Origin of the sequence: Niveispirillum sp., assembly GCF_017996735.1 — a bacterium.
Lineage (GTDB): Bacteria > Pseudomonadota > Alphaproteobacteria > Azospirillales > Azospirillaceae > Niveispirillum.
This window is the reverse complement of sequence record NZ_JAGOGJ010000030.1, coordinates 47,968-60,168: the sequence shown is the minus strand read 5'-3', so window position 1 is coordinate 60,168 and position 12,201 is coordinate 47,968. Positions and strand designations below refer to the sequence as shown.

At 66.4% G+C, this 12,201-nt stretch carries 10 protein-coding genes; 6 read left to right on the top strand and 4 right to left on the bottom strand.

The genetic code is table 11. The features are described 5' to 3' along the window. Together KBA48_RS12110 and KBA48_RS12105 are read right to left on the bottom strand one after the other, a co-directional pair. The coding region (locus KBA48_RS12110; RefSeq protein WP_292906602.1) for a TonB-dependent receptor at nucleotides 1–1,965 on the bottom strand (1,965 nt) is incomplete at its 3' end. 199 nt (nucleotides 1,966–2,164) lie between these two features. Next, on the bottom strand, nucleotides 2,165–3,172 hold the full coding sequence (locus tag KBA48_RS12105; RefSeq protein WP_292906600.1) for a GlxA family transcriptional regulator: 1,008 nt from the start codon (nucleotides 3,170–3,172) through the stop codon (nucleotides 2,165–2,167). Nucleotides 3,173–3,229: 57 nt separating this feature from the next. On the opposite strand from KBA48_RS12105, the gene KBA48_RS12100 reads away from it, so the two are divergent. The 5 genes from KBA48_RS12100 to KBA48_RS12080 all read left to right on the top strand — a co-directional run bounded on the left by KBA48_RS12100 (nucleotide 3,230) and on the right by KBA48_RS12080 (nucleotide 9,270). Then, nucleotides 3,230–4,483, top strand: coding sequence for a sarcosine oxidase subunit beta family protein (locus KBA48_RS12100; protein ID WP_292906598.1), 1,254 nt, complete (start codon nucleotides 3,230–3,232; stop codon nucleotides 4,481–4,483). Between the two features lie 14 nt (nucleotides 4,484–4,497). Continuing rightward, the gene (locus KBA48_RS12095; protein ID WP_292906596.1) at nucleotides 4,498–4,767 is read left to right on the top strand and encodes a sarcosine oxidase subunit delta; all 270 of its coding nucleotides are present in this window, start codon (nucleotides 4,498–4,500) and stop codon (nucleotides 4,765–4,767) included. After that, nucleotides 4,764–7,718 (top strand): sarcosine oxidase subunit alpha family protein, encoded by a 2,955-nt coding sequence (locus KBA48_RS12090; protein WP_292906594.1) that lies wholly within the window; start codon nucleotides 4,764–4,766, stop codon nucleotides 7,716–7,718. Before KBA48_RS12095 ends, KBA48_RS12090 begins: the two co-directional genes overlap by 4 nt. Beyond that, entirely contained in the window at nucleotides 7,711–8,217 is a 507-nt protein-coding gene (locus tag KBA48_RS12085; RefSeq protein WP_292906592.1) for a sarcosine oxidase subunit gamma, read from the top strand. Before KBA48_RS12090 ends, KBA48_RS12085 begins: the two co-directional genes overlap by 8 nt. Before the next feature lie 147 nt (nucleotides 8,218–8,364). Then, entirely contained in the window at nucleotides 8,365–9,270 is a 906-nt protein-coding gene (locus KBA48_RS12080) for a LysR substrate-binding domain-containing protein (RefSeq protein WP_292906590.1), read from the top strand. A 6-nt stretch (nucleotides 9,271–9,276) separates the two neighbouring features. Here KBA48_RS12080 and KBA48_RS12075 read toward each other — a convergent pair whose 3' ends face one another. Both KBA48_RS12075 and KBA48_RS12070 read right to left on the bottom strand, forming a co-directional pair. Then, complete coding sequence (locus tag KBA48_RS12075) at nucleotides 9,277–9,486, bottom strand: hypothetical protein (RefSeq protein WP_292906588.1); 210 nt, start codon at nucleotides 9,484–9,486, stop codon at nucleotides 9,277–9,279. 41 nt (nucleotides 9,487–9,527) lie between these two features. After that, nucleotides 9,528–10,559: an FAD-binding oxidoreductase gene (locus tag KBA48_RS12070; RefSeq protein WP_292906586.1), complete on the bottom strand. Its 1,032-nt coding sequence runs from the start codon at nucleotides 10,557–10,559 to the stop codon at nucleotides 9,528–9,530. A gap of 243 nt (nucleotides 10,560–10,802) precedes the next feature. Here KBA48_RS12070 and KBA48_RS12065 point away from each other — a divergent pair, with 243 nt between their 5' ends. Continuing rightward, the gene (locus tag KBA48_RS12065) at nucleotides 10,803–12,200 is read left to right on the top strand and encodes a VOC family protein (RefSeq protein WP_292906584.1); all 1,398 of its coding nucleotides are present in this window, start codon (nucleotides 10,803–10,805) and stop codon (nucleotides 12,198–12,200) included. Nucleotide 12,201: the final 1 nt, after the last annotated feature.

The following is a 12,201-nucleotide window of genomic DNA, read 5'->3' as shown; positions in this document are numbered from 1 at the left end:
CAGCATATCGCGGGAACCGATCCTGACATTCACGTTGGAGCCGCGATTGATGATCGAGGAGCGGCCGGCATGCTGGTAATCCAGGCGGGCGAAACCGCTGGTCCCCTGGAAGACGGGTCGCCGGTAATCGATATAGCCCGACCAACTTTCCTGGACCGCATAATCGACACCGTCGCCCACGGCATGTTCGGCCGAGGCGGTCTTGTAGGAGAGATTGTTCCAACCATAGGTCGCGTTCAAGGTGAGGCCCGTGATTGGACGCGCGGTGACGGAGGCATCGACGCCCCAACCCTGCACCTTGCCGCCATTGGTGATGTAGCCGATGGCAGCACCCACCGGGAAGAACGAGCTCTGCACCCCGGTCCAGTCATTGTAATAGACCGCCGCATCAAAGCTGAGCCGCTGGTCCAGCAGCTGGTGGCGTGCCCCCAGCTCATAGGTCCACAGATCCTCCGGATCATAATTGGGGGGACCACCGGTGGCGGCGGAATTGAAGCCGCCGCTGCGGAACCCCTTGGCGGCACTGGCATAGACCAGCCCTTCCTGTGAATATTTGTAGCTGACATTCACCCGCGGATTGACGGAAGAGAAGTCGCCATTGTTGTTGTTGGTCGCGGGGCTGCCGAAACTGGCGGATATGGCGGTGAGATCCCGCTCTTCATAGAAATAGCGCAGGCCGCCGGTCACGGTCACATCCTCGCTCGCGTGCCAGGCCAGTTCGCCGAACACGGCCCCCGCCTTGGACTTACTGTTCGCCGTGGCCGAGATCAGATCGAAGGGGGCCGTGCCGGGGGCTGTAACCGTCCGCGAGACACCGGTTCGATCAAGCTGCCGCCCATAGAGCCCGACCGTCCATTCCAGGGCGCCACCGGGCGCCGATGCCAGACGCAGCTCGTCGGTAAAGATGTCGATATCAGAGGTCGAGCCCAGCCCCACGCTGGTGATGAAGCCGCGCGGGAAGCCCAGCAACGGCAGCAGCGGCACATAAACGGAGGAAAGGTCCGTCATGGTGCTGTTTTGCGCGTTCTGATAGCCAAAGCTGTTCAGCAGCGAGGCCCAGCCCAGGTCCCAGCGGACCACGGCATTGACCAGATCGTAATTGGGATTGTTGAACGTCGCCAATGGCGAGGAGGTTTGCCGGTTACGGCCGTAATTCTGGTAATCCTGCTTCTGGTCCTGGTGCAGGACCATGAGGGATGCCTGCAGGCTGTCGTTGATCTCGGCCAGCAGCTTGCCCCGGATCGTGAAGATCCGGGCGGCATTCACATTGCTGTCGCCCGTGGCCGAACTGTCGATCCAGCCGCCGGTATTCTCGTAGCCCGCGGCCACGCGAATGCCGATGCGATCCTCAACCAATGGCAGATTGACGGTGCCGTTGATCCGCCGTGCCGTGTTGCCATCCTTCACCGCCCCGGCCTGGGCCTCGACGCTGCCGCCATATTCCGACAGGTTGGGATTGGCCGTCAGATAGCGGATCGTGCCGCCCATCGAGCCTTCGCCATAAAGCGTGCCCTGGGGGCCGCGCAGCACCTCGATCCGTTCCATATCGATCAGACGCAGGCCCAGGCTCTGGGTATTGTCGTCAGTACTGATCGGCATCTCGTCCAGATACTGGCCGACCGTGGGCAGGCCGTTGGTGGCCGACACGCCGCGCATCTGCAGGCGCTCCTGGCCGGGGCCGGTTTCCACCAGCGACAGGCCGGGCACCGAATATTGCAGATCCTGCAGGCTGGAGGCCCCGCGCCGTCCGATCTCCGCCCCGGTGACGGCGGTGATCGCCATCGGCACATCGACCAGACGTTCCATGCGCTTTTGCGCTGTCACGATGATCTCTTCCAGCAGCACCGGCTCTTCGCCAGCGGCCGGTTCGGTCTGAGCTGCCGCACCAAGGGGCAGTGCCAGCACCATTGCCGCCACACCGGTCAGGAACTGACCACGCACCCGAAGTGAATGTCCATTCGCCATACCCAATCCCCCAATCGCATCCCTGGAATTTGCAGGCCCCCGTGCCGCCGCGGTTCAGTGCCGCGCTTCGTGATCAGCAAGGGCCGGTGATTTGAGGATAGGGCCAAGTGAGGCGGGCAAATGTCCCCACGCGACAAAAATGGGCCCATAGGCGACATTGCGGATCGCGCCGATCTGTCACCGTACTGGATGACAGTCGCTATGACGCGTAGGAGGCGGCACGGGCTTCGCCAGGGGACATGGCGAAACGCCGGCGGAAGCTGCGTGAGAAATGGCTGGTGCTGGCGAAGCCGCAGGCCACCGCGACCATCATGGTCGACAGATCGCTCTCCCGCAGGAGCCGCATCGATTCGTCGAGCCTGATCTTCAGATATTGTTCGCGGATCGTCGTGCGCATCTGGGTCTTAAACAAACGCTCCAGCTGGCGCAGCGACACGCCGGCGGCGGATGCCAGGTCCTCGCGCTCCAGCGGGGTCTCCTTGTTCGCCTCCATCGCCTCCAGTGCGGCGACAAGGCCCGGATGCGACACGCGGTAGCGCTGGGTCACGGCTGCCCGCTGCGCACCCTCCGCCGGGCGTTTCTGGGTCCGCAGATACCAGTCGCTGACTAGCTGGGAGAGGTCCGGGCCATGCGTCTGGGCGATCAGCTCCGTCACCAGATCCAGCCCGGCAGTCCCGCCCGCACAGGTGATGCGCCGCCGGTCGATGACGAACAGGCCGCGCACGAAATCAAGCTCGGGAAAGGTCTCGATGAAGGCCGGCTCATGTTCCCAATGGATGGTGCAGCGATGCCCTTCCAGCAGTTCGGCACGGGCAAGCAGGAATGCCCCGCCGGACACGCCGCCGATGACGATGCCGCGCGTGGCCAGACGGCGAAGGGCGGCGAAGGTCCCGCGATTATCGAACAGGGCGGGATTGCCGCCCGCGAACACCAGCAGCATGTCGGTATCGAGATTGCCGTCGATCATGCCGTCGACTTGCATCATCACCCCGGTGGAGGGCCGCACCGGCTCCCCATCCACCGAATAATGTCGCCATTCATAAAGATCACGCCCCGACAGGCGATTGGCGGCGCGGAAAGGTTCGATTACCGATGCATAGGACATCAGGGCGAACCCCTCGATCAGGAGGAAGCCCACACGCACCGGGCGCGGTGCGGAACGGGACGTGTCGCTTGTGGACCCGACTTTGTCGCGGCTGTGCATCATCGCCGCTGAAATACCATCAAGATGGGGGTAAAGCAACGGAGCGGGTGGTGAACAAAAATGCGCTATTCCTGGGCGAGTTTGATTGCGCAGTCCTTGCGCAAACATCGCGGCTGGAAACCGGCGTGGGCCACCCGACCCGTCAAGCCCCATTATGATGTCATCGTTGTCGGGGGTGGTGGCCATGGGCTGGCCACGGCCTATTATCTGGCCCGGAACCATGGCATCAGCCGCGTCGCGGTGCTGGAAAAGGGTTGGATCGGCGGCGGCAATGTCGGCCGAAACACCACGATCATCCGGTCCAACTATCTCCTGGACGGCAATATCCCATTCTATGAATGGTCGCTGAAGCTCTGGGAAGGGCTGGAGCAGGATCTGAACTACAACGCGATGGTCAGCCAGCGCGGCGTGCTCAACCTCTATCACAATGACGCCCAGCGGGATGCCGCCGCCCGTCGTGGCAATGCCATGCGTTTCCATGGCGTCGATGCCGAACTGCTGGACCGTGATCAGGTCCGGCGGATGGCGCCGTTCCTGGATTTCGACGATGCGCGCTTTCCCATTGCCGGCGGCCTGCTGCAACCGCGCGGCGGCACCGTCCGGCATGACGCCGTCGCCTGGGGCTATGCCCGCGCGGCGTCGGCCCTGGGTGTCGACGTCATCCAGGGCTGCGAAGTGATCGGGATCGAGCGTGACGCGGCCGGTGCCGCCACCGCGCTGGAAACCACCCGGGGGCGGATTGGCGCCGGGCGGATCGGCCTGGCCGTCGCGGGCAACAGCTCGCGCGTGGCGGCCATGGCCGGCCTGCGGCTGCCGATCGAAAGCCATGTGCTGCAAGCCTTCGTCTCCGAGGGGCTGAAGCCCGTCATTCCCGGCGTCATCACCTTTGGCGCCGGCCATTTCTATATCAGCCAGTCCGACAAGGGCGGTCTGGTCTTCGGCGGCAATCTTGACGGCTATAACAGCTACGCCCAGCGCGGGCACATGCCGACCGTGGAGGATGTCTGCGAGAGCGGCATGGCGATGATGCCGGCGCTGGGCCGGGCGCGCGTCCTGCGCAGCTGGGGCGGGATCATGGACATGTCCATGGATGGCTCGCCGATCATCGACGCGACCCCCGTGCCCGGCCTCTACCTCAATGCCGGCTGGTGCTATGGCGGGTTCAAGGCGACGCCGGCCAGCGGCTGGTGCTTCGCCCATCTGCTGGCGACCGGCGCGTCACATGAGGTGGCTTGTGCCTATCGCCTCGACCGGTTCGCCACCGGGGCGCTGATCAACGAAAAGGGCGAAGGCGCCCAACCGAATCTCCATTGAGGCGCTGCTGAACGATGCGTATCCATTGCCCTTTTTGCGGCTCACGCGACACCGGCGAATTCACCTATCGCGGTGATGCCGCACCGACCCGCCCCACGGTGCCCGATGAAGCCGCCTTCATCGATTATGCCTATCTGCGCGACAATATCGCCGGGCCCATCGATGAACATTGGTACCACCTGCATGGCTGCCGCCAATGGCTCACCGTACGGCGGGATACCGTCACGCACGAGATCTTTTCGGCGGTCTTTGCGGCGACCCTCGCGACGGAGGAGGCGCGATGAGCCGGCTGGCGACAGGCGGGCAGATCGACCGGTCGAGCCCCCACAACTTCACCTTCGACGGCCGTGCCTATCAGGGGTTTGCCGGCGATACCCTGGCCTCTGCGCTGATCGCCAATGGCGTCAGGCTTGTGGGCCGGTCCTTCAAATATCACCGCCCCCGGGGGGTGTTGTCCGCCGGGCCGGAGGAGCCCAATGCGCTGGTGACGCTGGGGGCTGGTGCCCATCGGGAACCCAATACCCGCGCCACGCTTGTCGAACTGTTCGACGGGTTGCAGGCCGGCAGCCAGAACCGTTGGCCCAACCTGCGGTTCGATTTGCTGGCGCTGAACCAGATGGTCTCCCCGCTGCTGGTCGCCGGCTTCTACTACAAGACTTTCATGTGGCCCGCCTCCTTCTGGGAGCGGGTCTATGAGCCGCTGATCCGCCGGGCAGCCGGGCTCGGGCATCTGTCGACGCTCCCCGATCCCGACCATTATGACCGCGAGCATGGCTTCTGCGACCTGCTGGTCATCGGTGGTGGGCCGGCGGGCCTGGCCAGTGCGCTTGCGGCAGGCCGAGCCGGCCTGCGTGTGATCCTGGCCTGCGAGGATTTCCGCTGGGGTGGCCGCCTGCTGTCGGAGCGGCATGTCATTGCCGATCAGGCCGGCGATACCTGGGCGGCGCAGGTAGTCGAAGAGCTTGCCTCCATGCCGAACGTGCGGATGCTCGGGCGCACGACCATTGTCGGCGCCTATGATGGTCGCGAATACGTGGCGGTGGAGCGGGTGGGCGACCCGCTGGCTCCAGCGCCATCGGCCCGGCCGCGACAGCGGTTGTGGAAGATCGTGGCGCGGGAGACCGTGCTGGCGTCGGGCGCCATCGAACGGCCGCTGGTCTTCGGCGGCAATGACCGGCCGGGGGTGATGCTGGCGTCGGCCGTGTCGAGCTATATCAACCGTTTCGCGGCCGTTCCCGGCAAACGCGCGGTGATCTTCACCACGGGCGACAGCGGGTGGCGCACGGCGGCGGACCTGATTGCCGCCGGGGCGGAGCTGGTCGCCCTGGCCGATGCTCGCGACGAGGTGCCGGCGGCGATCCGGGCGCTGCTGCCCGGCGGGTTGCCGGTCCACCTGGGGGCCCGGATCGCCGATGCGCAGGGGGCGCCGCTGCGGTCGGTCGATCTTATCGCCGGGGGCAAGCGCCATCGCATCGGGGCCGACCTGCTGGCCATGGCCGGCGGCTGGAACCCGGCCATCGGGCTGGGGTCGAACCTGGGCACGCGCCCGATCTGGTCAACGGAGCAGGAGACGTTCCTGCTGGACCGAACTCCGCCGGGATTGCGTGCCGCCGGGGCCGCCAACGGCAAATTCGCGCTGGGCGATGCGATCCGCGACGGCTGGTCCTGCGGCACGCAGATCGCCCGGGCGCTGGGCCGTCCGGCCATTGCCGAACAGAGCTTCCCGACCAGCGACGATCCCGCGTCCGGCCGGGCGCTGTGGCATGTCGGAGAACGGCGGGGTAAGGCCTTTGTCGATTACCAGAACGACGTCACCGACAAGGATATCGATCTGGCCGTCCAGGAAGGTTTTACCTCCGTCGAGCATCTGAAGCGCTATACGACGCTGGGAATGGCGACGGACCAGGGCAAGACCAGCGGCGTCAATGGCCATGCGCTTCTGGCCCGTGCGACGGGCAGGTCGCTGTCGCAAACCGGCACGATCCTGTCGCGGCCCCCCTGGCAGCCGGTCGCCATCGGCGCCCTGGCCGGCCATCATCGCGGCCGGGACTTTCGGCCGGAACGGCTGACCCCCAGTCATCGCTGGGCGGCGGAGCGGGGGGCGGTCTTCACCGATGCCGGCCTGTGGAAGCGTGCGCAATGGTTCCCGCATTATCCGGACGAGCCATGGCGCGAGGCTGTCGACCGGGAGGTAAGGCTGACCCGGTCCGGTGTCGGCGTCTGCGACGTTTCCACCCTTGGCAAGATCGACATTCATGGGCCGGATGCGGCGGCTCTGCTGGACCGGCTCTATACCGGGACATTCTCCACCCTGGGGGTGGGACGGGCCCGCTATGGCATCATGCTGCGCGAGGATGGCTTCATCTTCGATGATGGCACGACCACCCGTTTCGCGCCCGACCGCTACTATCTGACCACGACCACGGCGAATGCCGGCCGGGTCATGCAGCATATCGATTTTGCCCGCCAGGTCCTGTGGCCCGAACTGGATGTGCAGGCGGTGTCGGTGACCGAGCGTTGGGCCGGCTTCTCCATCGCCGGCCCCGCCTCGCGGAGCCTGGTTGCTGCACTGCTGCCGGACCTTGATCTATCCAACGCGGCGTTCCCACCCATGGCGGCCATGGAACTGAGCTGGGAGGGGATGCCGGCGCGGCTGTTCCGCTTGTCCTTCTCCGGGGAGCTGGCCTATGAGCTGTGCGTGCCGGCCATGGCCGGTGACCGGCTGATCCGGCGGCTGTTCCAGTTGGGGGCCGATCTTGGCATCACCCCCTATGGGACCGAAGCGCTGGGCGTGATGCGGATCGAGAAGGGGCATGTTGCAGGGCCGGAACTGAACGGCCAGACCACCGCCGCGGATCTGGGCATGGGCCGGATGGTGTCGACGAAGAAGGATTTCATCGGCCGGGTCCTGGCCGGCCGTCCCGCCCTGGTCGATCCCGGCCGCCCCGTCTTGGTCGGGCTGATCCCTCTCGACCGGCGCCAACTTTTCACGGCGGGGGCACATCTGGTCCGGCCCGGCCGGGCGCCGGTGGCGGCAAATGATGAGGGGCATGTCACCTCCGTCGCCCATTCTCCCACGCTCGGCCATTCCATCGCGCTGGCCCTGCTGTCGGGCGGGCGAGGCCGTCACGGCGAACGTATCGTCGCCCACGACCTGGTGCGCGCGATCATCGTGGAGGCGGAGATCTGCGATCCGGTTTTCCTTGATCCCGAGGGAGTGCGTGTCCGTGGTTGATAAGGTTGGGGTGACGGAACAGCAGGGTTTGGCCATCGCGGCGATCCTGGCGCGCCGTGGCATCGGTGCTGTCGCCATCGGGGAGGTACTGGCGATCCGGATGCCGGTCGGCCCGACCTGGGGGACGGGGGATGGCGTCACCATCGTCGGCACCGGGCCGGGGACCTGGCTGGCGTTCGGTCAGGGTGTGGGGAATGGCTGGAGCGCAGATCTTGAACGGCGGCTGGCCGGCCTGGCCAGCCTGTCCGACCAGACCGGGGCCTATCGCCTGTTCCGGATCGCGGGTCCTGACGCCCGCACCCTTTTGCAGCGCGGTGCCGCCATCGATATGGATGGTGGGGTGTTTCCTGCCGGTTCCGTCGCCGTTACCGTGATCGGGCATGTCGATGTGATTATCCGCAATCTGACGGATGATGGGCTTTGCTATGAGATCGCGGTCTATCGCAGCTATGCGGACAGCTTCCTGCGATGGGTCGATGCCGCCATTGCCGGGCTTTGAGCCGGTGCCGGGGGCCGATGCGGCAGGGCCCATCACCCGGGGACGGCGGGGTCGTGCATCGGCGCTGGATGGCGGAAGGGCCGATGGTTGAGAATGGCGCCTGACATCCGTATCTATCAGCCGTCGCCGCCATCCGAAGGATCCCTGGTGCAGACGCCCCGCCGTTTCCTACCGTCCCTGCCGCTTCTGTCCGCGTTCGAGGCGGCGGCGCGGACGGGCAGCATCACGGCAGCCGCCCGCGAGCTGTGCCTGACCCAGAGTGCCGTCAGCCGGCAGATCAAGGCGCTGGAGGAACAGCTTGAGGTTGAGCTGTTCCATCGCGAGCGCCAGACCATCCGCCTGACCGTGGCGGGCGACGGCTATGCCCGGGAAATCCGGGAAGCCTTGCGCCAGATCAGCACCGCCTCACTGAACCTGCGGGCCAACCCGTCGGGCGGGACGCTGAACCTGGCGATCTTGCCGACCTTCGGCACCCGCTGGCTGGCGCCGCGATTGCCCCTGTTCCTGGCCGCACATCCGGGCATCACCATCAATCTGGTGACCCGGCCCGACCGGTTCGAGTTCAGGCTGGAGGCCATCGATGCCGCCATCCATTTTGGTGCTGCCGAATGGCCGGGAGCGGACTTGGCCCTGCTGCTGCCGGAGATGGTCATTCCCGCCTGCGCCCCCACCCTGAGGGATCAGTTCGCTTTCAAAGTGGCGGGCGATATCCGCGCCGCACCGCTGCTTCACCTGACCAGCCGGCCCGATGCCTGGGAACAATGGCTGCTGGCCCACGGGGGCGATGCCCATGGTGTGCATGGCATGCTGTTCGACCAGTTCGCCACCACCGCCCAGGCCGCGGTGGCGGGGCTGGGCGTGGCCCTGCTGCCCGAACTGCTGATCCGGGAGGAATTGCGATCCGGCCAGCTGGTTCCGGCCCTGGACCTGCCGATGCGCAGTGAAGGCAGCTATTATCTTGCCTGGCGGACGGATCGAGCGGCCCATCCGCCCCTGGTGGCGTTCCGGGACTGGATCGTCAAGGAGAGTGCGGCGGGGCGGGAGCCGGCCTGAACCCCGTCACCAGCGGGCGGAGGCGGCATGCACGAGTTGGGCGCCGGCCTCATAGACGGCTTCACGGGCCCACCCCAGGCGCGGCCTTGTGACCCGCGACAGGGGCAACGGCAATTCCCCCTCCTGCACGGTACCCAGAATCAGTGCCGCCGCCAGCTTGCCAAACACGGTGCCGGGCGCGATGCCCCGGCCATTATAGCCGCTGAAGCTGATCACATTGTCGGCGAAACGGGGGAAGCGCGGCGGGTGGTCGTCGGTCAGGCCGATCCCCCCATACCATTCCGCCCCGAACGTGCCGGGGCCGATCGGGGGAACATCCGGCGCAGGGCACGGTAGGCCCAGGCCCGATGGATGGCGGCGCCTGTGCCGCTGAGCGCGCCGACACTGCCGAACACCATCCGCCCCGCCCGGTCCATGCGGAACGAACTCAGTACCTCGCGCGTGTCCCAGGCCCCTTCGCGGCCGGGCAGGATGGTCTCGCGGATGCCGGGGGGTAAGGGCGGGGTGGCAACATTGAAATAGGGCAGATGCACCTGTTCGGTGCGCACCTGCGACCACGGGCCGTTGGCATAGGCATCCGTGGCCACGATCACCCGGTCGGCCACCAGGGTGCCGCGATCGGTGGACAGAAGCCATTGCCCGCCCTGGGCCTGGGCGTCCCTGACCGGACTGCCCGTGAAGATCCGGGCACCGGCGGTCAGGGCGGATCGGGCCAAGCCACGGGCATAGGCCAGCGGCTGGATGGTGCCGGCACGGGCATCCAGCAGGGCGCCGACATAGGCCGCCGATCCCGTGCGGGCGCGGGTTTCCGCCGCATCCAGCAGCCGGACGGGGGCGCCGTGCCGCGCCCATTGCGCTTGGCGCTGCCGGATCTCCGCCAACCCGTCGAGCCCGACTGCGCAATGCAGCGTGCCGTTCTTCTCCACCTCGCAATCGATGCCCAGCCGCTCCACCAGGGCGAAGACCTGCCGCGGCCCGTCGCCCAGCAGGTCCAGCAGCCGCTGCCCCCGTTCCGGTCCCAGCACTTCGGACAGATGGTCGGGCATCACCCACATGCCGGCATTGACCAGCCCGACATTGCGGCCCGCCCCGCCGAAGCCGGGCTCCACCGCCTCCAGCACGGTGACTGCGACCCCGGCCTCTGCCAGGTGCAGGGCTGCCGACAGGCCGGTATAGCCGCCGCCGATGATCGCCACATCCGTCCGCTCAACCCCGGTCAGGGGCGTGCAGGGGCCGGGTGGTGGGGCGGTCTTTTCCCAAAGCCCGTGGGAGCGGTCATTGCCCAGCATCTGTCGTTACCCAAGTCCGGAAATTGTGTGGTGCCGGGTACAGCGATGGCGGATGGGCATCATCCTGCATAGCGACACTTGTTCCAAACATTATTCCGGCGGGGAATGAGGTTGGCTCCTGGCCAGCGCCATGTCTGCAGATCATTCCGTTGCGGAATGGGATCTTGATAATCCCTGATTTGATTGCCGGCCCTTGCCGGACGAAGCTCCCACCCGTTCATTCCGCCGCCTTGGGAGCCGTAGATGACGAGGACAGCGTTTGTTCCGCCCGACGAAATCCGCAGCCTGTTTTCCAGCGCCCTGTCGGACATGTACCGGGCTGAGGTGCCGCAATATGGCACCCTGCTGGACCTTGTGGCGGCGGTGAATGGCGACGCGCTGGCATCCGAACCGGCCCTGAAGGCCCGGCTGGAGCGGGATGGCGAGCTGGCTCGGCTGGATGTCGAGCGCCATGGCGCCATCCGCGTGGGCAGCATCGCCGAACTGTTCGACATGCGCCGGTTGTTCGCGGTCATGGGCATGGTTCCCGTCGGCTATTATGATCTGTCCATGGCGGGGGTGCCGGTGCATTCCACCGCCTTCCGGCCGGTGGATGCCGACGCCCTGCGCCGCAATCCCTTCCGTGTCTTCACCTCGTTGCTGCGCCTGGAACTGATCGAGGATGAGGGGTTGCGGGTGGAGGCGGCTTCCATCCTGTCGGGACGGCGGATATTCACGCCGCGCGCCCTGGAGTTGGTGGCGACGTCGGAGGCGCTGGGTGGCCTGACCCGGGATCAGGCGGTCGAGTTCGTGCGCGAGGCGCTGGAGACCTTCCGCTGGCACAGTCAGGCCAATGTCTGCCTGTCTACCTACAAGGCGCTATTGGACGCACACCGGCTGGTCGCCGATGTCGTCAGCTTCCGGGGTCCGCATATCAACCACCTGACCCCGCGCACCCTGGATATCGACGCGGTGCAGGCGGGCATGGCCGCTCGGGGCATGGCGGCGAAGGCGCTGATCGAGGGGCCGCCGCGCCGCGCCTGTCCCATCCTGCTGCGCCAGACCAGCTTCCAGGCCCTGTCGGAACCGGTCAGTTTCGGCACCGGCAAGGGCGATGTGCAGGGCACCCACACGGCCCGGTTCGGGGAGATCGAACAGCGCGGGGCGGCCCTGACGCCCAAGGGCCGTGCGCTCTATGACGAGTTGCTGATGGCGGCGCGGCGGGATGCGCAGACAGGCGATCATGACGCCGCCCTGAAGGTGCGGTTCCGGTCCTTCCCCGACGATTGGCGGATGCTGCGCGATCGGGAACTGGCCTTCTTCTGCTATTTCCCCACTCCGGCCGGACTGGAGGCGGTTGCCGATAGAGTGTCGGCCCCATCGGTGGATCACCTCGTGACCCAAGGATATCTGGGCTATGAGCCCATCACTTATGAGGATTTTCTGCCGGTCAGTGCCGCCGGTATCTTCCAGTCCAATCTGGGAGCAGGGGAGCAGCGTCATTATGACGAGCGGTCCAACCGCGCGTCGCTGGAACATGCGCTGGGGGCGTCCATCCAGGATGAGATGGCGCTTTATGCCGAGGCGCAGGCTTTGTCGATCCGCAAGGCGCTGGCACGGCTGGGCCTGGACCCGGACCTGCCGTTCAGGGCGGAGGCGTGAG